The sequence below is a fragment of the Lysobacter tyrosinilyticus genome, assembly GCF_054779815.1.
Window position 1 is genome coordinate 287,155 of the sequence record NZ_BAAGXN010000013.1, and the last position, 21,605, is coordinate 308,759.

General features: G+C 65.7%; 25 protein-coding genes and 2 tRNA genes. 15 read left to right on the top strand and 12 right to left on the bottom strand.

Translation table 11 applies throughout. The features are described 5' to 3' along the window. Positions 1 to 117 precede the first annotated feature (117 nt). Genes ACYVGK_RS16000 through ACYVGK_RS16015 form a run of 4 tightly spaced genes read left to right on the top strand, consistent with a single transcriptional unit; the run spans position 118 to position 2,896 of the window. Complete coding sequence (locus ACYVGK_RS16000) at positions 118 to 384, top strand: DUF2798 domain-containing protein (protein WP_460735497.1); 267 nt, start codon at positions 118 to 120, stop codon at positions 382 to 384. A 47-nt stretch (positions 385 to 431) separates the two neighbouring features. After that, entirely contained in the window at positions 432 to 1,199 is a 768-nt protein-coding gene (locus ACYVGK_RS16005; protein WP_460735499.1) for an alpha/beta hydrolase family protein, read from the top strand. A gap of 3 nt (positions 1,200 to 1,202) precedes the next feature. Next, positions 1,203 to 2,138 (top strand): ABC transporter ATP-binding protein, encoded by a 936-nt coding sequence (locus ACYVGK_RS16010; protein ID WP_460735501.1) that lies wholly within the window; start codon positions 1,203 to 1,205, stop codon positions 2,136 to 2,138. After that, entirely contained in the window at positions 2,135 to 2,896 is a 762-nt protein-coding gene (locus ACYVGK_RS16015; RefSeq protein ID WP_460735503.1) for an ABC transporter permease, read from the top strand. Before ACYVGK_RS16010 ends, ACYVGK_RS16015 begins: the two co-directional genes overlap by 4 nt. A gap of 48 nt (positions 2,897 to 2,944) precedes the next feature. Here the strand turns inward: ACYVGK_RS16015 and ACYVGK_RS16020 are convergent, their stop codons facing one another. Both ACYVGK_RS16020 and ACYVGK_RS16025 read right to left on the bottom strand, forming a co-directional pair. Beyond that, a complete protein-coding gene (locus tag ACYVGK_RS16020; RefSeq protein ID WP_460735504.1) occupies positions 2,945 to 3,202 on the bottom strand; it encodes a DUF3297 family protein in 258 nt (85 codons plus the stop codon). A gap of 83 nt (positions 3,203 to 3,285) precedes the next feature. Beyond that, positions 3,286 to 3,903 (bottom strand): cysteine hydrolase family protein, encoded by a 618-nt coding sequence (locus tag ACYVGK_RS16025; protein ID WP_460735506.1) that lies wholly within the window; start codon positions 3,901 to 3,903, stop codon positions 3,286 to 3,288. A gap of 77 nt (positions 3,904 to 3,980) precedes the next feature. Between ACYVGK_RS16025 and ACYVGK_RS16030 the strand changes: the two genes are divergently transcribed. After that, positions 3,981 to 4,412: an Lrp/AsnC family transcriptional regulator gene (locus ACYVGK_RS16030; RefSeq protein ID WP_460735507.1), complete on the top strand. Its 432-nt coding sequence runs from the start codon at positions 3,981 to 3,983 to the stop codon at positions 4,410 to 4,412. A gap of 9 nt (positions 4,413 to 4,421) precedes the next feature. Here the strand turns inward: ACYVGK_RS16030 and ACYVGK_RS16035 are convergent, their stop codons facing one another. Continuing rightward, on the bottom strand, positions 4,422 to 4,706 hold the full coding sequence (locus ACYVGK_RS16035) for a DUF4031 domain-containing protein (protein ID WP_460735509.1): 285 nt from the start codon (positions 4,704 to 4,706) through the stop codon (positions 4,422 to 4,424). Positions 4,707 to 4,764: 58 nt separating this feature from the next. Between ACYVGK_RS16035 and ACYVGK_RS16040 the strand changes: the two genes are divergently transcribed. Next, the gene (locus tag ACYVGK_RS16040) at positions 4,765 to 5,553 is read left to right on the top strand and encodes an NRDE family protein (RefSeq protein ID WP_460735511.1); all 789 of its coding nucleotides are present in this window, start codon (positions 4,765 to 4,767) and stop codon (positions 5,551 to 5,553) included. A 232-nt stretch (positions 5,554 to 5,785) separates the two neighbouring features. Here the strand turns inward: ACYVGK_RS16040 and ACYVGK_RS16045 are convergent, their stop codons facing one another. From ACYVGK_RS16045 to ACYVGK_RS16060, 4 genes are all read right to left on the bottom strand, one after another. Continuing rightward, the gene (locus ACYVGK_RS16045; protein WP_460735513.1) at positions 5,786 to 7,009 is read right to left on the bottom strand and encodes an RtcB family protein; all 1,224 of its coding nucleotides are present in this window, start codon (positions 7,007 to 7,009) and stop codon (positions 5,786 to 5,788) included. A 56-nt stretch (positions 7,010 to 7,065) separates the two neighbouring features. After that, positions 7,066 to 8,190 (bottom strand): slipin family protein, encoded by a 1,125-nt coding sequence (locus ACYVGK_RS16050; RefSeq protein ID WP_460735516.1) that lies wholly within the window; start codon positions 8,188 to 8,190, stop codon positions 7,066 to 7,068. Between the two features lie 471 nt (positions 8,191 to 8,661). Next, positions 8,662 to 8,727, bottom strand: a tRNA-Phe gene (locus ACYVGK_RS16055). A gap of 2 nt (positions 8,728 to 8,729) precedes the next feature. Beyond that, a tRNA-OTHER gene (locus ACYVGK_RS16060) sits at positions 8,730 to 8,801 on the bottom strand. Positions 8,802 to 9,496: 695 nt separating this feature from the next. Here ACYVGK_RS16060 and ACYVGK_RS16065 point away from each other — a divergent pair. After that, positions 9,497 to 10,372, top strand: coding sequence for a hypothetical protein (locus tag ACYVGK_RS16065; RefSeq protein ID WP_460735518.1), 876 nt, complete (start codon positions 9,497 to 9,499; stop codon positions 10,370 to 10,372). A gap of 56 nt (positions 10,373 to 10,428) precedes the next feature. On the opposite strand, the gene ACYVGK_RS16070 is transcribed toward ACYVGK_RS16065, so the two are convergent. Together ACYVGK_RS16070 and ACYVGK_RS16075 are read right to left on the bottom strand one after the other, a co-directional pair. Then, entirely contained in the window at positions 10,429 to 12,114 is a 1,686-nt protein-coding gene (locus tag ACYVGK_RS16070) for a sialidase family protein (protein ID WP_460735520.1), read from the bottom strand. A 94-nt stretch (positions 12,115 to 12,208) separates the two neighbouring features. Continuing rightward, entirely contained in the window at positions 12,209 to 12,472 is a 264-nt protein-coding gene (locus ACYVGK_RS16075) for a hypothetical protein (RefSeq protein ID WP_460735522.1), read from the bottom strand. 79 nt (positions 12,473 to 12,551) lie between these two features. Between ACYVGK_RS16075 and ACYVGK_RS16080 the strand changes: the two genes are divergently transcribed. The 4 genes from ACYVGK_RS16080 to ACYVGK_RS16095 all read left to right on the top strand — a co-directional run bounded on the left by ACYVGK_RS16080 (position 12,552) and on the right by ACYVGK_RS16095 (position 16,408). Then, a complete protein-coding gene (locus ACYVGK_RS16080) occupies positions 12,552 to 13,637 on the top strand; it encodes a class I SAM-dependent methyltransferase (protein ID WP_460735524.1) in 1,086 nt (361 codons plus the stop codon). A 73-nt stretch (positions 13,638 to 13,710) separates the two neighbouring features. Then, positions 13,711 to 14,412 (top strand): pseudouridine synthase, encoded by a 702-nt coding sequence (locus ACYVGK_RS16085; RefSeq protein WP_460735525.1) that lies wholly within the window; start codon positions 13,711 to 13,713, stop codon positions 14,410 to 14,412. Between the two features lie 263 nt (positions 14,413 to 14,675). Next, entirely contained in the window at positions 14,676 to 15,521 is an 846-nt protein-coding gene (locus ACYVGK_RS16090) for a hypothetical protein (RefSeq protein ID WP_460735527.1), read from the top strand. A 95-nt stretch (positions 15,522 to 15,616) separates the two neighbouring features. Then, a complete protein-coding gene (locus tag ACYVGK_RS16095) occupies positions 15,617 to 16,408 on the top strand; it encodes a transporter (protein ID WP_460735529.1) in 792 nt (263 codons plus the stop codon). Between the two features lie 92 nt (positions 16,409 to 16,500). On the opposite strand, the gene ACYVGK_RS16100 is transcribed toward ACYVGK_RS16095, so the two are convergent. The 3 genes from ACYVGK_RS16100 to ACYVGK_RS16110 are packed head-to-tail and all read right to left on the bottom strand — an operon-like array spanning position 16,501 to position 17,946. Beyond that, positions 16,501 to 17,040, bottom strand: coding sequence for a DUF1415 domain-containing protein (locus tag ACYVGK_RS16100; protein ID WP_460735531.1), 540 nt, complete (start codon positions 17,038 to 17,040; stop codon positions 16,501 to 16,503). Beyond that, entirely contained in the window at positions 17,037 to 17,423 is a 387-nt protein-coding gene (locus ACYVGK_RS16105) for a VOC family protein (RefSeq protein ID WP_460735533.1), read from the bottom strand. The genes ACYVGK_RS16100 and ACYVGK_RS16105 overlap by 4 nt, the downstream gene beginning before the upstream one ends. Positions 17,424 to 17,463: 40 nt before the next feature. Continuing rightward, entirely contained in the window at positions 17,464 to 17,946 is a 483-nt protein-coding gene (locus ACYVGK_RS16110; RefSeq protein WP_460735535.1) for a YajQ family cyclic di-GMP-binding protein, read from the bottom strand. Positions 17,947 to 18,072: 126 nt separating this feature from the next. Here ACYVGK_RS16110 and ACYVGK_RS16115 point away from each other — a divergent pair, with 126 nt between their 5' ends. From ACYVGK_RS16115 to ACYVGK_RS16130, 4 genes are all read left to right on the top strand, one after another. Then, positions 18,073 to 19,122: an NAD(P)-dependent alcohol dehydrogenase gene (locus ACYVGK_RS16115; protein ID WP_460735537.1), complete on the top strand. Its 1,050-nt coding sequence runs from the start codon at positions 18,073 to 18,075 to the stop codon at positions 19,120 to 19,122. Positions 19,123 to 19,125: 3 nt separating this feature from the next. Beyond that, positions 19,126 to 19,650, top strand: coding sequence for a DUF1453 domain-containing protein (locus ACYVGK_RS16120; RefSeq protein WP_460735539.1), 525 nt, complete (start codon positions 19,126 to 19,128; stop codon positions 19,648 to 19,650). A 72-nt stretch (positions 19,651 to 19,722) separates the two neighbouring features. Continuing rightward, positions 19,723 to 20,565 carry a DMT family transporter gene (locus ACYVGK_RS16125; protein WP_460735638.1) on the top strand — a complete coding sequence of 281 codons (843 nt, stop codon included), beginning with the start codon at positions 19,723 to 19,725 and terminating at the stop codon, positions 20,563 to 20,565. A 106-nt stretch (positions 20,566 to 20,671) separates the two neighbouring features. Then, positions 20,672 to 21,511, top strand: coding sequence for a hypothetical protein (locus ACYVGK_RS16130; protein WP_460735541.1), 840 nt, complete (start codon positions 20,672 to 20,674; stop codon positions 21,509 to 21,511). The last annotated feature ends 94 nt before the right edge of the window (positions 21,512 to 21,605 follow it).

Here is a 21,605-nt window from a genome sequence, read left to right on the forward strand (position 1 = left end):
CGGGGCCACGAGGGACCATTACCCCGTGTCCGGGACGATTCATCCCTCAGATTCCGGCTTATCGGCCGTGGGCGTGGCGCCTAGCCTATGCGCCTCCCCCCGTTTCGAGACGTCCCCATGCTTACGCCTCGCCAAGCGCAGCTCGCCTTTATCCCGCTGATGGCCACCGTGATGTCGGCGGTCATGAGTTTCACCATTACTGCGGTGCATTACGGACTGCATCCCGGCCTGCTCGGTGCCTGGCTCGGCAATTGGGCGCTGGCCTTCGTGGTCGCGCTGCCCGTGGCATGGGTCGTGGTGCCGACTGTGCGCGGCGTGCTTGCCCGGCTGACCCGGCAGGAAGAGCCGCAACGCAGCGTACGCCGCCTGGGCGAGATGGGCTGAGCGCGCGTGCCGCACAATCCCCCGAACGATCCCCTGCGAATGACGCCATGACCGAAGACGAGTCCGTACTGACCCGCTCCGCGCCCGCGCCCGATTTAGTCGTCGCGTATGGCGAGCACTCGGACCAGCAAGCGGACCTGCGCGTGGGCGCATCCGATGCCGCGACGCGACCGCTGCTGGTCATCGTCCATGGCGGCTTCTGGCGACCGCAGTACGGTCGCGACCAGACCGGGCCGATGGCCACCGCGCTGGCTGCCGCGGGCTGGACGGTGGCCGCGATCGGTTACCGACGCATTCCCGGGCAGCCGGATGCCAGTGTCGACGACGTGATGCGTGCGCTCGAACGGCTGCCGGCACTGACCACGCACCACGACGGTCGTATGGTGGTGATCGGCCACTCGGCGGGCGGACACCTGGCGCTGCTGGCCGGGGTTCGCGCGCCGGCATCGCTGCATGGTGTGCTAGCGCTGGCGCCTGCGGCGAACCTGCAGTTGGCGCATACGCTGGGATTGGGCAACGGTGCGGTATTCGCCTATCTCGGCAGCGAACCGACACGTCGCGAAGATCTCGACCCACAACGGCAGCCGACACCGGCCATGCCGACGATGCTCCTGCACGGGGACGCCGATGCGGTGGTGCCCTTGCGCGTGTCGCAGGCTTACTACGCCGCACATCCGACGGTGGCCCTGAGCGAACTCCAATGCGGGCACTTCGCCCTGATCGACCCGCTCAGCACGGCCTGGCCGGAGGTGATTCGTGCGCTGGAGCAGCTGGGTACACAGGACGCGGCCGCATCGCGACAGGTCGAGGCCTGAGACATGGAACCGATCATCTCCATCCGCCAGATCAGCAAGACCTACGCGTCGGGACACGTCGCGCTCAAGCACGTCGACCTCGACATCCGTCGCGGTGAAATCTTCGCGCTGCTCGGCCCAAATGGCGCCGGCAAGACCACGCTGATCAGCATCGTCTGCGGCATCGTGAATGCGAGCAGCGGCACGGTGCTCGCCGACGGTCACGACATCGTGCGCGACTACCGCGCGGCGCGTTCGAAGATCGGACTGGTGCCGCAGGAACTCTCGACCGACGCGTTCGAGACCGTGTGGGCGACGGTGAGCTTCAGCCGCGGCCTGTTCGGCAAGGCGCCCAATCCCGCGTATCTGGAGAAGGTGTTGCGCGACCTGTCGCTGTGGGACAAGAAGGACAGCAAGATCATGACGCTGTCGGGCGGCATGAAGCGGCGCGTGCTGATCGCCAAGGCCTTGGCGCACGAGCCGCAGATCCTGTTTCTCGACGAACCCACCGCCGGTGTCGACGTCGAGCTGCGCCGCGACATGTGGCAGATGGTGCGCACCCTGCGCGAGAGCGGCGTCACCATCATCCTCACCACGCACTACATCGAGGAAGCCGAGGAGATGGCCGACCGCATCGGCGTCATCAGCAACGGCGAGCTGATCGTGGTCGAGGACAAGCACGTGCTGATGCGCAAGCTGGGCAAGAAGCAGTTGACCCTGCAGTTGCAGGAGTCGTTGGCGGCTGTACCCGACGCACTGGCCGAGTTTGGCCTGGAGCTCGCCGACGAGGGACATGCCCTGGTCTATACCTTCGACACCCAGCGCGAACAGACCGGCATCGCCCCGCTGATGCGACGCCTGAACGAGCAGGGCATCGACTTCAAGGATCTGCACTCCAGCGAAAGTTCGCTCGAAGAGATCTTCGTGAGCCTGGTCCATCGCAATGGAGGCCGCGCATGAACACACACGCCGTCCGCGCGATCTACCGCTTCGAAATGGCACGCACCTTCCGCACGCTGCTGGAGTCGATCCTCTCGCCGGTACTGTCGACGTCGCTGTACTTCATCGTGTTCGGCGCGGCGATCGGCTCGCGCATGGGTCACATCGATGGTGTCGGCTACGGCGCCTTCATCATTCCCGGCCTGGTGATGCTGTCGCTGCTCAACGAAAGCGTGTCCAATGCCTCGTTCGGCATCTACCTGCCGAAGTGGTCTGGCACGATCTACGAACTACTCTCGGCACCGGTCTCGACCACCGAGATCCTGCTTGGCTATGTCGGCGCCGCGGCGACGAAGTCGCTGATGCTGGGCTCGCTGATCCTGGTCACCGCGCGCTTCTTCGTGTCGTACGACGTCGCGCATCCAGTGTGGATGTTGTGCTTCCTGGTCCTGACCGCACTGAGCTTCAGTCTGTTCGGCTTCATCATCGGCATCTGGGCCGACAGCTTCCAGAAGCTGCAGGTGATTCCGCTGCTGGTGCTGACGCCGCTGACCTTCCTGGGGGGCGCGTTCTATTCGATCACCATGCTGCCGCCGCTGTGGCAGAAGGTCGCGCTGTTCAATCCGGTGGTCTACCTGATCAGTGGGATGCGCTGGAGTTTCTACGGGGTCAGCGACGTCAACATCGCGGTGAGCACGGCGGCGATCCTGGGGTTCCTCGCGTTGTGCATGGCGTTGATCGCGTGGATTTTCCGCACCGGGTACAAGCTCAAGGCATAGCCTTGCGACGCACGCAAAAGAAAAGGCGGGCCAGGCCCGCCTTTTTTCTTATTCCTCGCCTTCCGCCGTCGGCGTCAGGAACCACGCCTCGACCGTGCCCTTCACCTTCATCGTCATCGGCTGGCCGCGGCGGTCCAGCGCCTTGCCGACCGGCAGCCTCACCCAGCCCTCGCTGATGCAGTATTCCTCGACGTTATGGCGCTCCACGCCGTTGAAGCGGATGCCTATCCCGCGTTCGAGCACGGATTCGTCGTAGAACTTGCTGCGCGGGTCGTTGGACAGGTGGTCGGGCGGGGTGTCGGACATGATCGGGCTCGCGGAATTGCGTGAGGGGCGCATTGTAGGCGCCCCCCGGTGCGAGCGGAAATCGCGTCGATTGGCCCGCTGGCTCAGCCCGCGGCCTGCAGCTGCGGGCGCGCCAGTGCGCCGACGAGCTGGGCGGTATCGACCACCTCCGCGAATTCGGCGCGCAGCGTCGCCAGGTGGGCGCGATGGATCTGCGTGGCCGGGATCACGCCGCCCTCGCCGTCGGGCTGGTCGAAGCAGAAACAGGCATCGCCGACCACGATCGTTCGGTAGCCGAGGTTGGCGGCGACGCGTGCGGTCGTCGACACGCACATATCGGTGCTGATGCCGAACAGGACCACGCTGGTCACGCCCAGGCGGCGCAGGCGCAGGTCGAGGTCGGTGCCGATGAAGGCGGCGTTGACCGACTTGGTGACCAGTGGCTCGCCCGCCTGCGGCGCATAGCCGGGGCGAAATGCATGGCCGGGATGCGTCGCCGCGAGTGTCGATCCCGGAACGACCGAGGCATGGTTGACGTGGATCAGGGCGCGGCCGCTGGCACGCCAGGCATCGAGCAGGCGCAGGCCGTTGGCTTCCATGTCCGGGTTGTTGCGCGGCGGCCAGGGCGCGTGATCGAAGGCCTGCTGGACATCGATGGGAATGAGCGCGGTGAGGGCATCGAGTTGCATCACGAAATCCGTCGAGCGGGGAGGGATGTTCACTGTGCGAGTCCATGTACGCCGGTCTCAACCCGGCAATCTGCCGGTCCCGCCGACATAGTGGCGGCATAATTCGCGCGATGAAGAAACTCGACGACATCGACCGCCGCCTGATCGCGCTGCTGCAGGACAACGCGCGACTGTCGACGGTGCAGCTGGCCAAGACCGTTGGCCTGTCGCGCAGCGCCGTGCAGGAGCGGATTGCGCGGCTGGAAGGCAGCGGCGTGATCGCCCAGTACACGGTGCGCCTGGGCAGCGGTGGCGAGCCATTGCGCGCATGGTTGCTGCTGCGCTACGCGGATGGCTTCAGTTGCGATGACGTGATGCCGCAGCTGGAGGCGCTGCCGCAGGTGCAGGCCTGTCACAGCGTGGCGGGCGAGACCGACATGCTGGTGTTGGTGCAGGCCGAAACCCCGTCGATGCTGTCGGACGTGCGCGAAGCCATCGCCGGTTTCAAGAGTGTCGACGACGTCACCACGCTGCCGGTGCTCCGCACGTTGCTGGAGCGCTAGCTCGCTGCGCTATGGCGCCTCGCCGTTGCCCTGTGCCTTGGCGCGAGCGATCACCGCCTTCACCAGGGCGCGATCCGTATGGCGCGAGATGGGCGTGACGCCGTAGCTGATCGCCAGCGCGCGGGTTTCGGTGGTCACGTCGTAATGCGCACCGCTGGTCTTGTTCTGGAAGGCGCGGCGCGGAATACCCAGGCGGGCCGCCATCGCATGCAGCTCTTCCAGCGTGTCCGCCATCAGGTGCGCCCAGCGATGGCCCCGCCAGGGATGCACGGCATCGTCGACATAGACCGTCATGCCTACAGTGTGCCACCGGCAGCACGCCGCCGCGGCAGTGCGCGCCTATGATGCGCGCATGTGCCTGATCGCCGTCGCTTGGCAACACCATCCCCGTTACGCGTTGGCGCTGATCGCCAACCGCGACGAATTCCACGCGCGCCCCGCCGCGCCTGCCGGCTTCGATCCCGACGCGCCCGATGTGTACGGCGGCCGCGATCTGCAGGCTGGCGGCAGCTGGCTGCAGGTCTGCACGCGCGGCCGATTGGCGGCGGTGACCAATGTGCGGGCGGGGCGCAATCCGGAGGCCGCGCCGCGTTCGCGCGGGGCGCTGGTGCGCGACTTCGTGCGCGGCGGTGACGATGCGGACGAATTCGTGACCCGGCTGGCGCCGATCGCCGCCGAGCACGGCCGTTACAACCTGCTTAGCTGGGACGGCGCGGCGCTGATGTTCGCCACCAATCATCCCCAAGCGGAATCCCACCCGGTGGTGCCGGGCGTGCATGCGATGTCGAACGGTGCCTTCGATGCGCCCTGGCCGAAGAGTGGTCATGCCACGCGCGCGTTGCGTAGTTGGCTGGAATCGCCGGCCTCGTCGCGAGACGTCGACGCCGCCTCGCTGGAGCCGTTGTTCACCGCATTGGCGGACACGTTGCCGGCGCCGGATGCGGCGCTGCCGGATACGGGCGTCGGCCTGGAAATGGAGCGTTGGCTGTCGCCGCCGTTCGTGCGTGGCGAACGTTATGGCACGCGTTGCAGCACGGTGGTGCTGGTCGAAGCGGAGGCGATCGTGTTTGCCGAGCGTCGCTTCGGGCACGACGGTGTGCCGATGGGGGAGAGTTTTGCGATGCTGGATCGCATCGAATAAGGAAGATGCCTGCTGATGCGAATCCTTCTCCCCGCTTGCGGGGAGAAGGTCGTAGCGGGCGATAGCCCGCGGAGGGAAGGGTGTATGAGGGGAGGCGAGCGCAGCGAGCTGCTTTGCTTCCCAAGAGCAAGAGCAAGAGCAGCTCGCTGTGCTCGCGCCCCTCACCCGCCCTTCGGGCACCCTCTCCCCGCGTTGCGGGGAGAGGGACAAGTTACCAAGCGGTGCACGTATCTCACCCCTTGATGCACACCACCTGCCGAAGCGTATGCACGATCTCGACGAGATCGCTCTGCGCCGCCATCACCGCATCGATGTCCTTGTATGCGGCCGGCGACTCGTCAATCACGCCCGCGTCCTTGCGGCATTCGACATGGGCGGTAGCCTCGCGGTGCTGCTTCAGCGTGATCTGCGCACGCGCGGCGGTACGGCTCATCACGCGGCCGGCGCCGTGGCTGCAGCTGTGGAAGCTATCCGCGTTGCCCTTGCCGCGCACGATGTAGCTGCGCGCGCCCATGCTGCCCGGGATGATGCCGAGCTCGCCCTCACGCGCGCTGACCGCTCCTTTGCGCGTGACCAGCAACGACTCACCGAAGTGGTCCTCGCGCTGGACATAGTTGTGGTGGCAGTTCACCGCTTCCCTGTCGAGCTGGAACTTCGGCAGGCGATGACGCATCTCGTGCAGCACCCGCGCCATCATCGACTCGCGGTTGACCCGGGCGTAGTCCTGCGCCCATGACACCGCCTCGACGTAGTCGCCGAACAGCGGCTCGTCTTCGAGGAAGAACGCGAGATCCCGGTCCGGCAGATGGAAGCCGAGCACGCGCTTCTCCAGCTGTTTGCGCGCGAGCTCGATGAAGTAGGTACCGATCATGTTGCCGGTACCGCGCGAGCCCGAGTGCAGCATCACCCACACGCGATCGCTCTCGTCGAGGCATATCTCGATGAAGTGGTTGCCGCCGCCGAGCGTGCCGGCCTGCTTGTCGACCTTGTCCGGACGGATCTTCGGATGCTTGTCGCGGATCACCGCGAGTCGCGCCATCAGTTCCGACTGCGCCAGCTTCGTTTCGATGCTGTCGGGAATGCGGCGATGGTCGCCGCCCGGGCCGTTGCCGACCGGAACGGAACGTTCGATCGAGTTGCGCAGTAGTGCCAGATCGTCGGGCAGATCGTTGGCGGTGAGCGTGGTCCGCACCGCGGCCATGCCGCAGCCGATGTCGACGCCGACCGCCGCCGGAATGATCGCGCCCTTGGTCGGCACGACCGAACCCACGGTGGCACCGATACCCAGGTGAACGTCGGGCATCACCGCGACCCACGGGCCGACGAACGGCAACGTGGCGATGTTCTGCAGCTGCTGCCGCGCCTTGTCCTCGACCGGGACGCCGTGCACCCAGCCCTTGATGGGCGTGGTGCTGCCCTCGGCATGGAGGAATTCGTATTCGTGTTGCATGTTCATTTTGGAATCCTTTCAGTGAAAGACTCCGCGCGGCGAATCCATTCGCCACGCGAAGATTACTGCTTCAAACTGACCAGCTGCTTCATGACGCCATCCAGGCCGCCGAACACGGTGAGCTTGTCGATCTTCTCGGTGACCTTCTCCAGAGCCTCCAGCTCCTTCAAACGCATCAGCACCGGGCTCTCCTCGATCAGCTTGGCGGTGTTGAGCAGGGAACGCGTGGCGTTCGCCTCCTCGCGACGACGGATCACGTTGGCCTGGGCCGCCTTCTCCGCCTGCACCACACTGTTGAGGATGTCCTTCATCTCGCCCGGCAGGATCACGTCCTTGACGCCGACGCCGAGCACCTCGATGCCCAGGTCGTCCACGCGACCGCGCACGTAGCCGAAGATGTCGGCGTCGAGCGAAGCCTTGTCGCCGAGCAGTTCGTCCAGCGTCTTGACCGAGATCGCCTTACGCAGGCCGAACTGCAGCTCGCGATACACGTAGTCGCCGTACTTGGCGACCTTGGTACGCGCGGCCACCGGGTCGGTGACGCGGATGCTCGCGGCCAGGTTCACACGCAGGCTCACCTTGTCGCGGGTCAACAGCTCCTGGCCCGAGACTTCCAGCGACTGCACGCGCAGCTCGACCATCTCGACGCTCACGTTCTTCTGGAAGTTCCAGAAGGCGTAGGCGCCCGGCGCGAGCGTGCGCACCAGCTTGCCGTCGATGAACAACAGACCCGCGGTCTCCTCCGGCACGATCAGCGACACGGTGATGCGCTCGAGCACGCCGAGCTGACGCAGACGCTTGACCACGCCGGCTTCGACTTCGAGGCCGTCCGCGAGCGACACGGTCTGCACATCGACATCGACGAGGCCCTTCCAGTACAGCTTGCGCGTACCCGGGGCGAGCACATCCTCGAGCTTGCCGTTCTTGAGCACGAGGCCGACCTCGTTCACGCTGAGGTTGACCAGGACGAAACTCTCGTCCAGCTTCGCGCCGAGTGCGCTCACCAGTACGTCGGTATCGCTGCCGGTGTATTCCGGCTTGGCGATGTTGTGCACGCTGACGTAGATGCGCGCGAGCGGATCGAACCTGCGATACACGCCCGGCGCCAGCACGCCTGCAAATTGACGGTTGCGATACACCAGGCCGCGCTCGCCGTCTCCGATCACGACCCTCTTGGTCCAGAACATTGGAAGTTCTCCTTGGTTGGCTATGGTGGTCCGATCCGCTTGATGGCGCGCGATGGATCGGTTCTCGCGTCTTTCTCCTCCCCTTGCGCGAAGCGCAGGGGGAGGTCGGGAGGGGTGCTTTTGCAGTTGCACTCAAATGCGAAAAACAAAACAAAAGCACCCCTCCCCAACCCTCCCCTTGGCCTGCGGCCAAAGGGAAGGGGCGAAAAAGTGGAAACGCCCCTGACGCCGAAGTCGCGGAGCATCGCGCGCTGTCCGCACGACGACGATCGCGAGTCGCGAAGTCGCGGCGATGGATTGCCGCGGCTGCGCTTGATGCAATCGCCGGCTTGCCTCGAGGACGCAGGCCCGGTGACTTCACCGCTGCGGTATTCGTTGCACGTTGCACACGAGGTGCGACGCCTGGCGAAACACCGCACGGGGCGTTTCCTGATTGGGCTTTCGCCCGAGTAACGACTTATCAGGTCGTTTTGGAGCGGGACTCGAACCCGCGACAGCCGAAGTTTTGGTTCGGTGCTCTACCCATCTGAGCTATCCAGTGGTGAAACGAACGGGACTCGAACCCGCGGCCTCCGGCTCGCGCCGGCGCTCTGCCTCTGAGCTACCGTCTCCATCGCGAAACACCTTCTCCCGATCCCCGGCATACGCCACGGCAATGCCGCGCGCACCGGACGGGCGTTGCGAACCCGTACCGCTGTGAACCGTTCGAACGATGTTCCGCATTGACCTCTCGTCGAAGAGGCCAATTCGTGCGCGAGTGCATCCGCTGGCCGCCCGTGCCGAAGCATCCAGGCACAGCGCATCGATGCGCTTCGCGGTTTCCCTGCCTCGGACCAGCATGTCCGGATGCTTCGGGAGCGCGATGCAATCGCGATAAAGCTTGAAAAATCCCTTCGCGAACGGCCAAAAACAAAACGCCCCCGGGTGTGAACCCGAGGGCGTTCGCGATTGCCTCGGGAGATCGGGGTGACCGATCTCCGCAAGCGAGATCAGTCGTGGTGGATGAAACCCTTCTGCGCGCGTTCGTCGCGCGGCAGGCCGCACGCGGCCGAGCCGTGGCCGTAAGGCCGCAGCGCAGTCGGGTTGGCGATGTGGAAGGTGGGCTTCATGGAATTCGTCGTTGAAAAAATCGCCGCATTGGCGAAGGCCGCGCACCGTACACGCGTGTTCCGCAACTTGCAACACTTTCTCCGACAAGCGGTCGTGATGCGCAGTCGCAGTCCGTGCGAACGCATCGACGCTCGTTTTCGACGCACGAAGCGTCGATGCAAACCACCACAACCGGTTACAGCGGAAGGGGATATACATGCGGAAGTTGGGTGCAATGGCGATGGCGCTCATGACAGTCGTTGGCGCGGCTGCCTGGGCGATGAATGGCAATGGCGTGGGAGAAGCGAATTCGGACAAGGAGCAGCTGGGATCGATGATCGACGGTCGCAAGCCGTCCGCGGCCGAGCGGGAAGAAGCCCGCTTCGAAAAGCGCCTGGCGCTGCAATCGGCCCGCGAGGCCACGCTGGATGTCGGTGATGCGGACTCCTTCGGGCGTCAGGTGCGTTGGCTGGGCCTGGCGTCCAGCAAGCTGCTGGTCATGCGCAACGATTGCACGCTGCAACCGGGCGAGGATCCGGACCGTCTGTGCATGCAGGTCGACCCTGCCGCCCCGGGCGTGCAGTTCGGTGAATTCCGCGATGTGGCCCATATGACCCTGCCTGCGCGCAGCACCAACTCCATGCTGTGCCATTGGCTGACGCCGACCATCGGTGCGACGCTGAGCAACTTCACCGGCTCCGACAATGTCGTGGCGCGCCTGTCGATGCAGCCTTCGATCACTGTCGAGAACGAGGTGCTCAACGCGCCTGGTCTGGTTGATCCCGAAACCGGCCTGCCGCTGAACGGCAAGCTCGACGTCTTTGCGAGCAGCAGCCAGGTCTCCGATCTGCTCGATAGCGGCGAGCAGGAGCCGCAGCGTCTCACCTCGACCCGGACCTGCATCGGTGGCTATCTCAACAAGCGGTCGCTGGTGGAGTTCTATGGCTTGAGCGATGCGCAGGCGAAGGCATTCTTCGACAAGCCGACCACGATCCGGTTGAACATGAACGTGTTCGCACGCCAAGTGTCGTTGCCAGCGTTTCCTACGCCGTCCGTTTCGTCGGCGACTGATCGCCGCTGCGGGTTGCGTTGAAGCAAGGGCGGCCCTCGGGTCGCCCTTGCTCGTTGCGGCGGCTCAACTCGCCGTGCTCATTGCGGCGGCGGCGTGACTGGCGCGCGCATGGTCGCCACGCCCCATTGCGGGACGCGCCAGCGCATGTTGCGTTCCACCCGGCGGCTGACAGCGGCCTGCAGTCGCGCAGACACGCGGAACCCGCGCGGCACAGCGCGCTGCCGGATCTCGGTGTCGCGCATGAGCTGCGGCACCGATGCCGCGGCGGTTACCGAGATCGCGGGCGCGGCAAAGACGTCGGTGCGATTGGTCAGATCGCCCGTGGTCTTCACGAAAAAGGGCACAAACACGTTGCTGCGGCTGGCCAGTGCCTGGTAGTCGCCGAGGAAGTAAGCACCGCCGGCCTGCGGCGCCGTGGTCAGGTCGAAGGATACGGCGACGCGCGTTTCCGTCCACGTCACGCCGCCATCCGAGGATTTCGCCAGCCAGTAATCGGTCAGCAGACTCGCCGCCCCGGTGTCGTTGCGCAGATCGTAGTAGGTGACGCCCACATCGCCGTTGGCGCGCACGTGCACCGCGGGGGTGAATGCCGCGACGCCGGCCCGGCTCACCCGCGATGGAGCCGACCAGGTCGCACCGTTGTCGGTCGAGCGTGAAATCGCGATCGAATCGAACGCGCCATTGTTGAAACGCGAGTCCTGCCACACGACGAACAGGTGGCCGCTGGGACCGACGGCGATCTGGGCCAGATCCGCACCGTCGCGCACCGGCACGTTGTTCTGCGGATTGCGCGTGCCCACCGCGAGCAGATCGGCGATGCGTACCGGCGGAGTCCAGGTGGCGCCGCGATCGAAGGAGCGGATCACATCCAGATGGCTCTGGGTGGTGGTCGCCGAAACGCGGTCGATCTGGGTGAACAGATTGATCAGGGTGCCATTGGGCGCCACCACGATCACGTTGCCCAGGGTCTGGCTGGACGGACCGGGATCGTAGATCGGTCGCGCCGCCTCCCAGGTCGTGCCGCCATTGGTGGTGCGCGCGAAGTAGCTCGGGCCGCCGGCATCGCCCGCGACCAGGCGGTCCCAGGTGGCATAGACGAAGGCGGGGGCGAACGGATCGGCGGTGATGGTGTTCTTGTCGTTGAAGAAGCCGGCCCCGTCGCGGATCAGGGTGATGGGCGTGCCCCAGTTGTGGCCGCGATCGACGGACCGCACCACCAGCATCGCGTTCACCGAGCCGGCCTGGAACGTGCCGCCTGTGCTGGCCAGCCCCATCGCGAAGGCGGTGCCGTCCGGCGCGAACGTCACCCAGGGATCGGTCGCGCGTGCGTAGTCGGCTCCGTTGGCGAACGTGCCGCCGCCGCACAGCGATACCGGTAGCGGTATGCGCGACCAGGTTTGACCGCCATCGCCGGAGTGCGCGCTCATCAGTCCGCGCGAGGAGCCATTCGACCAGCGATCCTGTTGCCACACGCCGATCAGATTGGCGGAATTGCCGGGATCGACGGCGACGTAGGGTTCGACTTCGGCGTTCTGGAATACCGTGCCGGTGCCACCGCCGCCATCGCAGTTGAGCGTGAACGTCGATGGGCCGGATGCGGGGTATTGCGCGTCCGTGACGGGCGGCGGAGGAGGAGGGGGCGGCGGAGGCGCAGGAGGATTGTTCGAGGAACCTCCACCACCACCGCCGCAGCCGGCCAATGCCAGCAGCATGAGGAGACCGTACGTCCTTGCCACGGGAAGCATCGCTGCCTGCACGCGCATTGCAACTCTCCTTTGCACGGATGCGGGCAGTCTAGTTACCCACCGGCCGACCCGGCAACGGGCCACACCTGCCGACAAGAAACGTCAGTTGCAATCAGCGTGCCACCAGCGCCGGTGTGGCGTGGAAGCGACGCGGATAGTCGCGCTCGTCGCTGATGTTGCTGACGACTTCATCGGCCAGGTCCGGGGCCGCGTAGACCACATACGCGATGTCGCCTTCATCGCGCACGCCGACATGGTGCAGGCGATAGCGCGCCTGGCCGCCGCCGGTGTTTTCGGGGTAGTGCAGGGGCGGTCGTTCGGTTGCCAGATCGAGCTCGCTGTTGTCCACGGAACCACCAATGAAGAGGGCGCGCATCCTGAAATCTCCCATGGGTAGGACAGGCTCGCATCATGCGCGCGGGGGCGTTGCTCCGGCGTTAATGGGCGCGGTCGCGATGCCGCATCGTAGAATTCGCGCTGGTTCATCCGTTCAAACTCGCGTGTACGACACTCCCGATTCCGCCCTGGAAACTTTGCTGCTGCCGCTGCTGGACGGCCCGCTCTCCTGGCCGGGCGAGGGTGGGGCGCTGTTCCTGCGCGCGCGCGGAGGCTGGCCGCTGCATCAGCGCGCATTGCCGGGGCTGGTGTGCGAACAGAGTTTCAAGCCAGAGGCCGATGCCTTGCAGCGCTCGGGCCTGTCGCTGGCGGACGAAACGGAGACGACGCGCTATCCCTTGGTGATGGTGCTGCCGCCGCGCCAGCGCGACGAGGCGCGCGCGCTGTACGCACGCGCGATCGCACGCACCGCTCCGGGGGGGCGTGTGCTCGCCTGCGTGCGCAACGACGAGGGCGCCAAATCCGGCGAAGCCGATCTGGCCCGGCTTGCTGGACCCCTGGGGCAACTGTCAAAGAACAAGTGCCGCGCGTTTTGGACCGCGTCGCTGCACGGCGTCGCCGATGCGGCGTTGCTCGAGGAATGGCGACAACTGGACGCACCGCGACCGATCGCCGACGGCCGATTCGTCAGCCGCCCGGGGGTGTTCGCCTGGGATCGGATCGACGCGGCGTCGGCGCTGCTGGCCGCGCACCTGCCCGCGGACCTGCGCGGCGCCGCGGCCGATCTGGGTGCGGGCTACGGCTACCTCGCTTCGGAATTGCTTGCCCGTTGTCCACGCATCGATGCGATGGATCTTTACGAAGCCGAGCATCGCGCCCTGGAGCTGGCGCGCGTGAATCTGGCCGGCAGCGATCGCGCGCTGCAGTTCCACTGGCACGACGTCACCAGCGGCCTGGGCAAGCGCTTCGACGTGATCGTGAGCAATCCGCCGTTCCATGCACAGGGTCGCGCCGATCGTCCGGACATTGGGCGTCGCTTCATTGCCGTCGCCGCCGACGCGTTGCGACCGGGCGGACGTCTGTGGCTGGTGGCCAACCGCCATCTACCCTACGAAGCGGAGCTGGCCACGCACTTCGGCAGCGTGCGCACCGTCGCTCAGGATAAGGGCTTCAAGGTGTTCGAAGCCCGCCCGCGACCAACCTGATGCAGCGGCACAAACGATGCCGCGCGGGCGGCTTACAACATCAAATATCCGACGCTTTCCCGATTTCAAAGAAATGAAACTCCTCAAACACATCGCCAACCTCGGCTACGGCAGCCGCAAACAAGTCACCGCGATGTTTCGCGCCGGAATGATCACCGACGCGCAGGGCGAGGTGCTGTACGCCGACGATCAGGTCGCGCACGACGCTATCCGCATCGAGGGCGAGCCGCTGGATCCGCCGCCCGGCTTGTTGCTGATGCTGCACAAGCCGGTCGGCTACACCTGTTCGACCAAGGATCCGGGCCGGATCGTGTACGACCTGCTGCCTTCGCGCTTCCGCCTGCGCTCGCCGTTGTTGTCGACCGTCGGCCGGCTCGATCGCGACACTAGCGGCCTGCTGCTGCTGACCGACGACGGCACGCTGCTGCATCGCATCGTCTCGCCGAAGACGCACCTGCCCAAGGTGTACGAAGCCACGCTGGCGAGCGATCTACGCGGCGACGAAGGCGAAGTGTTCGCCAGTGGCACGCTGATGCTCGAGTCGGAAACAACGCCGCTAGCTCCGGCGCAACTGGAATCGGTGCAACCACGCCTGGCGCGATTGACGCTGACCGAAGGCCGCTATCACCAGGTGCGACGCATGTTCGCCGCCGTAGGCAATCATGTGGACTCGTTGCACCGCAGCCGGATCGGTGGACTCGGCCTGGACGATCTGCCGGCCGGGCAATGGCGCGTGCTGAACGAAACCGATCGCCGGCAGCTGTTTGCAGCCTGAGTCGTTGCGCAGTTCTGCACGTCGCGTTCACAACGAACGTCGCCGTTTCGCAACGCGCGCGTGCGCTCGCTCACGCTTCTCGATGGCGTATTTCGAGGCTCAAAGGGCGTGAACTGAGGTGCCCATCACGCGGCGCCAACGTTTTCCGAAATCCGGCCTGAATACGAGCCTGAACGGTCGTTGTCATCGATCTTCCTCCGCCTAGCATCTGGCCCGTGCCGGTCTTCGGGCCGGCTTCGAAAACACTGAGAGAGGATCGTGCAATGACTGCCAGGAACACCCTGCTGTTCACCGCGCTCGCCGCGGCGATGTTCGCCGCTACCCCGGCGTTCGCCCAGGACGCTCCGCCGGACACCACCACCGAAACCGATGCCGGCGTCCCCAAGGATCGCCTGGTCGATGCTTACGCCAACACGTTGTTCGCGGGCGATGAAACCGCCGCGGGCGAAGCGGTCACCGCACTGCGCACCGGTGGCGATTTCACCGTCACCAGCACCGTGACGCAGCAGGCGAAGAATCCCGACGGCACGCTCGCCACCAATCCGGACGGCACGCCAAAGATGGAAACGGTGACCGTGGAGACCGTGGTCGCCAACGAAAACGGCCCGATGGGCTGGGGCGAAGTCGACCACTCGCTGGGCCTGGCCCAGGCGCTCGTCGATGGCGGCAAAGCCGGCACCTTCGACGAGGCGCTGCTCGGCAAGGCGACCACCACGACCGTGACCAACCCCGACGGCACGACGACCACGACCACCACCTACGACGGCGGCATCCTCGCCATGCGCGCCGATGGCATGGGCTGGGGCCAGATCGCCAAGGGACTCGGCTTCAAGAGCCTGGGTGCGGTCAAGAGCGGTCGCTACGCCGATGCCGATACGGAAGCGGGCACCACCGCCGCGGTTGCCGGCGACAAGTCTGCCAAGGGCAGTACCAAGGTCACGCACGAAACCCGCGGCAATTCGGTCGAGCACAAGCCCGATCACACCGCCAAGGCCGATCGCGTCACCGGAAAGCCGGAGAAGGTCGAGCGCATCGCCAAGGTCGATCGCCCGGCCAAGATCGATCGTCCCGAGCGTCCGGCCAAGCCTGAGCGCGGCGGTCGTCCGTAAGACCCGCTGACGGATTGACTCCAACGGGCGCCGCGATGGCGCCCGTTGTCGTGTCGATCCAGCTTGAATTCATTCCAAGAACAAGGGAAAAGTTGATGAAGCGTTCCGCAGCATTCGTGGCCCTGCTCCTCGCCGCAGGCGTGGTGCATGCCGAAGGCCCGAGCCTCGGCATCGGCGCCGACTACAGCAGTGGCGATTACGGCAGCGACACTACGACCAAGATCCTGTCCGTGCCGCTGAGCGCCAAGTACGAAACCGGCGACTGGACGTTCAAGGCCAGCCTGCCCTGGCTGCGCGTCGAAGGCGACGCCAATGTCGTGCCCGGTCTGGGCAACGTGATCAATCTCAATCCGAAGGGCCGTGGTCGCGGCGGTGCCGGCGGCGGAACCACCGCGCCGACGTCGGGTACGACCTCGGGTGTCGGCGACCTGCGTCTGTCGGCGACCTATGCCATTCCGATGCAGGGCAACTGGGCCGTGGACCTGACCGGCAACGTCAAGGTCGCCACCGCCGATGAAGACAAGGGCCTGGGCACCGGCGCCAACGACTACGGTGCGGCGGTCGACGTGTATCGCAGCGTGGGCGCGGCGTCGACGCTGTTCGGCGGCGTCGGTTACACCATGCTCGGCGATTCCGACTTCATCGACGTCGATTCGGTGGTCAATGCCAACCTCGGCATCAGCCACAAGCTGGGCGACAACAGCATCGGTGCGATGTACGACTACCGGCAACCGACCTCGGAAGGCGCCGACGACCGCAGTGAGGTTACCGGCTTCTATGTGTTCCCGACTTCGGACAAGAGCAAGATGCAGCTGTACGCCACCAAGGGCCTGAGCGAAGGCAGCCCGGACTGGGGCGCGGGCGTGAACTTCACCGCGGGCTTCTGAGTGCCGCGTATTGCGATGACGGCATGACGAAACGGCGGCCAATCGGCCGCCGTTTTCGTTTGAGCGCTTATCGAGGACGTTTCGCGACGGGCTCAGCCATCCATCAGCTTGCGCCAGCCCTCGATGCCCATTTGCTCCAGTGTGGCGAGGTTGCGTTCCACGATCGCGTCGGGGTCGGGAAAGGCCGCCACCGCGCGTTCGACACTGGCTTCGCGCAGCAGATGCAGCGTGGGATAGGGGGCGCGGTTGGTGCAATTGCCGACGTCGTCGTACGACGTGCCGGCGAATTGATAGTCGGGGTGGAAGCTGGCGATCTGGATCTCGCCTTCCAGCCCGAGCTCGTCGATCAACGCGTCGGCGAGATCGAGGAAGTCGTTGTAGTCCAGGAAGTCGGTCAGCACCTGCGGATGCACGATCAGCGTGGTGTCGGTCTGTTGCGGATCGACTTCGTGCAGCCACAGCAGTTCGTCGTGCAGCTGCTGCAGCAGGTCCTGCGGGTCGTTTGCGTCGCTCAGCACGAAGCGCACCTGTTGCTTCACATACACCGCCTTGGCGAACGGGCACAGGTTCAGCCCGATCACCGCGCGTTCCAGCCAGCGGCGCGTGGCGGCGATTGGTTCCGACTCGGTCATGGCTGGCGGGCGTAGCTGATGGTGAGCATTTCCCAGACGTGACCGTCAGGCTGGTTCCAATACACGAGGCGTCCACCGCCGTAGGTATTGATCTGGCTATCCGTCGGTCCGAGGGGCGTGCTGCGGAAGGCGATGCCGGCCGCACGGATGCGGCCGAGAATCGCGTCGAAGTCGGCGTCGTCGACGCGGAAGCAATAATGCTGCACCGGAAACTCGCCTTCGGCCTGGTCGAAATCCAGCGTCAACCCGGCATTGACGAACACCGGGCAGAACGGACCGACGCCGGCTTCCGACCACGGCACGCCCAGCAATTCCGCCAGTTGCTTGGCCGCGGCGAAGCGATCGCGCGAAGGCACCAGCAGATGGTCGAGTTCGATCGCCATGTCGCCGTCTCCTGTGGCGTGCCGCCGCAAGCGCGGTGGATCAGTCGCGGAAGTTGTCGAACTGCAGCGGACGCTCGTAGTTGCCCGCCTTGAGCAGGGCGATCGCGGCCTGCAGGTCGTCGCGCTTCTTGCCGATCACGCGCAGCTTGTCGCCGTTGATCTGGCTTTCCACCTTCAGCTTGGCGTCCTTGATCGCGCCCTGGATCTTCTTCGCCAGGTCGCGCTCGATGCCCTGTTTCACGGTGATTTTCTGCCGCGCGCCGGCGAGGTTGGTCTCGACGTCGCCGAATTCCAGACAACGCGCGTCGATGCTGCGGGCGATCAGGCGCGCGCGCAGGATGTCTTCCATCTGCTTGAGCTGGAAGTCGCTCGGCGCGGACTGGTTGATTACCTGGTCTTCCAGCACGAACTTGGCCTCCACGCCCTTGAAGTCGAAGCGGGTGGAAAGCTCGCGGTTGGCCTGGTCGACGGCATTGGTGAGCTCGTGCGGGTTGACTTCGGACACGACGTCGAAGGAAGGCATGGGGGACTCCGTGGAATGGTGCGTTGCGCTTTGGCGGCGCGCTTCGGGGGCGCAAGGGTAGCGCAAGCCGCGTTTGCGCTCGATAGACTGCCGGCTTCTGTCGTATCTCCTACGCGAGGACGCGCCATGCACCGCACGCCCGCCTATGCCGCCGCCACTGCCGGCGCGCCCCTGGCCCCCTTTACGATCGAACGCCGCGCCCCGGGTCCGCGCGACGTGCTGATCGACATCCTGTATTGCGGCGTATGCCACTCGGACATCCATCAGGCCCGCGACGAATGGGGCGGAAGCATCTTCCCGATGGTCCCCGGCCACGAGATCGTCGGGCGCATCGCCGAAGTCGGCGTACAGGTCACCCGCTTCCAGGTCGGGCAGGCCGTCGGCGTGGGTTGTTTCATTGATTCCTGCCGCGAGTGCGAACCGTGCCGGGCCGGCGAGGAGCAGTACTGCGACCAGGGCATGACCGGCACGTACAACTCGCGCGAACGCGAAACCCGGGAGCCGACGTATGGCGGCTATTCCACGCGCATCACGGTCAACGAGGACTACGTGCTGCGCATCCCCGAGTCGCTGCCGCTGGATCGCGCCGCGCCGCTGCTGTGCGCCGGGATCACCACCTATTCGCCGCTGAAGCACTTCGGGGTCAAGCCGGGTAGCGAAGTCGCGGTGGTGGGCTTGGGCGGACTCGGTCATATGGCGGTCAAGCTGGCGCGGGCGATGGGCGCGCGCGTCACCGTGCTGAGCAGCTCCGAATCCAAGCGCAGCGATGCACTGGCGTTGGGTGCGCACGACTTCGCCGCGACCCGCGACGCCACCACGTTCAAGAAGCTCGCGCGCCGCTTCGATCTGATCCTCGACACCGTGTCGGCCGAACACGACTACAACCTCTATCTCGGTCTGCTGCGGCTCGACGGCACCATGGTGCTGCTGGGCATCCCCGAGCAGCCCGCGCCTGTCGCCGCGTACGCGTTGATCGGCAAGCGACGCAGCCTGGCCGGCTCGCTGATCGGCGGCATCCGCGAGACCCAGGAGATGCTCGACTTCTGTGCGCAGCACGGGATCGCTTCGGACATCGAAACGATCGGCATCGAGCAGGTCAACGAGGCGTACGAACGCATGCTCAAGGCCGACGTGCGCTATCGCTTCGTCATCGACCTCGCGACCCTGCGAGGCTGACCGATGCCACTGCTCGTGCTGCTGCCGTTGCTGGTGGTGGCGCTGCTGGTGCTGTGGTTGCTGTTGCTGCCGCTGGCGATCTGGCAGCGCTATCGCGGTGGACGCGCGCGGCGACGCGTCGTGGGTTGGGTCGCCACCATCAATGCTTGGTCGTTGCTGGTCTCATCGGTGATATTCCTGTGCAGTGCGTGGCTGACCGGACACTGGGTCGTGGCGGCGCTGCAGTTCGCTGCCGGCGGCCTGGCGATCGGGGTGGTGGTCGGCGTGTTGGGGCTGGCGCTGACGCGCTTCGAAAGCACGCCGCTGGGTTTGTTCTACACGCCCAATCGCTGGCTGATACTGGCGCTGACCCTGCTCGTCCTGTCGCGTATCGCCTACGGGATGTATCGGATGCGGCAAGCGTGGATAACCGATTCGCACGCGGTGTGGTTGTCGCAGCAGGGCACCATGCTGACATTTGGTGGCCTGTTGCTGGGTTATTACCTGGCCTATGCGTGGGGCCTGCGCAGCCGTCTGCGACGCATGTGATCGCCACGGACACCTTGAGGAATTGAAGCAGTGAATCAAAGCAAGCGACATCCGGTGCGCGCCATCGCCTACATGCTGGCCGCGGTGCTGCTCTTCTGCCTGATGGATGCGGGGTTGAAGACACTCAGCGCGCACTATCCGCCGTTCCAGGTCGCGGCGATCCGCGGCGCGTCCTCGCTGCCGCTGGTGCTGGTGTGGGCGTTGTGGACGGGAGGCGTCGGGCCGCTGTTCCGCGTGCGCTGGTCGTTGCATCTGCTGCGGGGCGTGCTCGGGATCATGATGATGGCCGGCTTCGTCTACGCGTTGCGCAGCCTGCCGCTGTCGACCGCGTATTCGATCTTCTTCGTCGCGCCTTTGATGATCACGGCGCTGTCGGTGCCGTTCCTCGGCGAACAAGTCGGCCCGCGACGCTGGATCGCGATCGGCATCGGCCTGCTCGGTGTGCTGGTGGTGCTGCGGCCCACGGGCGAGGGCGTGCTGAGCCTGGCCGGGCTGGCGGTGCTGATCGCCGCGTTCGGCTATTCGGTTTCGGCGATTACCGTGCGGATCATCGCGCGCACCGACAGCACGCAGGCGTTGATGGTGTGGGTGCTGTTCTTCATGGCGCTGGGCTCGGGGCTACTCGCGCTGCCGGAATTGACGCCGATTCGCGCCGCCGACCTGTGGGTGATCGTGGGCGTCGGCATCGCAGGTGCGTTGGGGCAGTACACGATCACCGAAGCCTTCCGTCTAGGCGAAGCCTCGCTGATCGCGCCGCTGGAATACACCGCGCTGGTGTGGGGCGTGCTGCTCGATGCCACGCTGTGGGGCGTGTTGCCCGACAGCGTCACCTGGCTGGGCGCCGCGATCATCGTGGCCAGCGGCCTGTACCTGCTGCGGCGTGAGCGCGTGCATGTGGAGGCCGAGCACCCCTGACTGTGGCAGGTGCTTTTTCAACAAGCGGCTCACCCGTTCGGGTGTCCCCTGCGGCGGCGCGTTTGCGTACTACACGGTGCCATCACGCCATAGGAGGCATCGGCAAATGCGTTTGAATTCCGTACTGAGCAAGACAGGACTGGTCACCGCGGGCGCTCTGGGCCTGGCCCTTGCCGCCGTATTCGTGCAGGCAGGACAGGCGCCGCAGCGTCCCGATCCCGTCGACGTCCGTTCCGCCGACCTGGTCTCGCCACAGATGAAGCGCGGGCTGACCATGAGCAAGCGGGTCTCGCCGGCCGCGGCCGAAGCCGTCACCGTCGAGGACGTCGGTGACGTGGATTCGTTCGGTCGCAACCTGAAATGGCTGGGCGTGACCCAGATGAACGCGGCGCTCACTACCGACTGTTCTACCTGGACCGGTCCGGGCTGTCAGGTGATCACGCCCGGTGCGTTCACCAGCTTCAGCTTCACCGACCTGGCCCACATCCGCCTGCCGCCCAAGGCGACCAAGTCGCTGCTGTGCTACTGGGTCTCGCCACTGGTGACGGCGCGCTTCGAGAATCCGGGCGCCTCGCCGGTCAACGCACTGCTGCGCTACAACCCGACGCTCACCGTCGAAAACCCGGTGCTGAACGACCCGGCCCTGATCAACCCGATGACCGGCCTGCCGTTCGGCGGGCATCTCGACACCGGCATGACTTCGTCCGAGTTCTACGAAGTGCCGCTGGCGCCGGGCGCCGCCTTCACCCAGCGCAGCCGCGACTCGGCGGTGTGCATCGCCGGCTTCTTGACCAAGCGCGCCCTGGTCGACAGTTACGGGCTGACCGATGCGCAGGCGGCGGCGTTCTTCCAGCAGGAAACGACGGTGCGGATGAACCTGACTGGCGCGGTGAATCACGTCACCGATGCCAGCTTCGTGTTCGGGTTCCGCATCATCGGCGACTGATTTTCAGCAACAAGCTGCGGTTGCTCGTCCAGCCGCTGGTAGTGCTCGCGCCAGAAGGCGCGACGCTGCCGGCGGCGCTCCGGTCATAAGAAAG

Excerpts from the sequence above, each read along its gene's own strand:
- ACYVGK_RS16000 (WP_460735497.1), top strand. The coding sequence starts at position 118 with ATGCTTACGCCTCGCCAAGCGCAGCTCGCCTTTATCCCGCTGATGGCC.
- ACYVGK_RS16005 (WP_460735499.1), top strand. The coding sequence starts at position 432 with ATGACCGAAGACGAGTCCGTACTGACCCGCTCCGCGCCCGCGCCCGAT.
- ACYVGK_RS16010 (WP_460735501.1), top strand. The coding sequence starts at position 1,203 with ATGGAACCGATCATCTCCATCCGCCAGATCAGCAAGACCTACGCGTCG.
- ACYVGK_RS16015 (WP_460735503.1), top strand. The coding sequence starts at position 2,135 with ATGAACACACACGCCGTCCGCGCGATCTACCGCTTCGAAATGGCACGC.
- ACYVGK_RS16020 (WP_460735504.1), bottom strand. The coding sequence starts at position 3,202 with ATGTCCGACACCCCGCCCGACCACCTGTCCAACGACCCGCGCAGCAAG.
- ACYVGK_RS16030 (WP_460735507.1), top strand. The coding sequence starts at position 3,981 with ATGAAGAAACTCGACGACATCGACCGCCGCCTGATCGCGCTGCTGCAG.
- ACYVGK_RS16035 (WP_460735509.1), bottom strand. The coding sequence starts at position 4,706 with ATGACGGTCTATGTCGACGATGCCGTGCATCCCTGGCGGGGCCATCGC.
- ACYVGK_RS16040 (WP_460735511.1), top strand. The coding sequence starts at position 4,765 with ATGTGCCTGATCGCCGTCGCTTGGCAACACCATCCCCGTTACGCGTTG.
- ACYVGK_RS16045 (WP_460735513.1), bottom strand. The coding sequence starts at position 7,009 with ATGAACATGCAACACGAATACGAATTCCTCCATGCCGAGGGCAGCACC.
- ACYVGK_RS16050 (WP_460735516.1), bottom strand. The coding sequence starts at position 8,190 with ATGTTCTGGACCAAGAGGGTCGTGATCGGAGACGGCGAGCGCGGCCTG.
- ACYVGK_RS16065 (WP_460735518.1), top strand. The coding sequence starts at position 9,497 with ATGCGGAAGTTGGGTGCAATGGCGATGGCGCTCATGACAGTCGTTGGC.
- ACYVGK_RS16070 (WP_460735520.1), bottom strand. The coding sequence starts at position 12,114 with ATGCGCGTGCAGGCAGCGATGCTTCCCGTGGCAAGGACGTACGGTCTC.
- ACYVGK_RS16075 (WP_460735522.1), bottom strand. The coding sequence starts at position 12,472 with ATGCGCGCCCTCTTCATTGGTGGTTCCGTGGACAACAGCGAGCTCGAT.
- ACYVGK_RS16080 (WP_460735524.1), top strand. The coding sequence starts at position 12,552 with ATGCCGCATCGTAGAATTCGCGCTGGTTCATCCGTTCAAACTCGCGTG.
- ACYVGK_RS16085 (WP_460735525.1), top strand. The coding sequence starts at position 13,711 with ATGAAACTCCTCAAACACATCGCCAACCTCGGCTACGGCAGCCGCAAA.
- ACYVGK_RS16090 (WP_460735527.1), top strand. The coding sequence starts at position 14,676 with ATGACTGCCAGGAACACCCTGCTGTTCACCGCGCTCGCCGCGGCGATG.
- ACYVGK_RS16095 (WP_460735529.1), top strand. The coding sequence starts at position 15,617 with ATGAAGCGTTCCGCAGCATTCGTGGCCCTGCTCCTCGCCGCAGGCGTG.
- ACYVGK_RS16100 (WP_460735531.1), bottom strand. The coding sequence starts at position 17,040 with ATGACCGAGTCGGAACCAATCGCCGCCACGCGCCGCTGGCTGGAACGC.
- ACYVGK_RS16105 (WP_460735533.1), bottom strand. The coding sequence starts at position 17,423 with ATGGCGATCGAACTCGACCATCTGCTGGTGCCTTCGCGCGATCGCTTC.
- ACYVGK_RS16110 (WP_460735535.1), bottom strand. The coding sequence starts at position 17,946 with ATGCCTTCCTTCGACGTCGTGTCCGAAGTCAACCCGCACGAGCTCACC.
- ACYVGK_RS16115 (WP_460735537.1), top strand. The coding sequence starts at position 18,073 with ATGCACCGCACGCCCGCCTATGCCGCCGCCACTGCCGGCGCGCCCCTG.
- ACYVGK_RS16120 (WP_460735539.1), top strand. The coding sequence starts at position 19,126 with ATGCCACTGCTCGTGCTGCTGCCGTTGCTGGTGGTGGCGCTGCTGGTG.
- ACYVGK_RS16125 (WP_460735638.1), top strand. The coding sequence starts at position 19,723 with ATGCTGGCCGCGGTGCTGCTCTTCTGCCTGATGGATGCGGGGTTGAAG.
- ACYVGK_RS16130 (WP_460735541.1), top strand. The coding sequence starts at position 20,672 with ATGCGTTTGAATTCCGTACTGAGCAAGACAGGACTGGTCACCGCGGGC.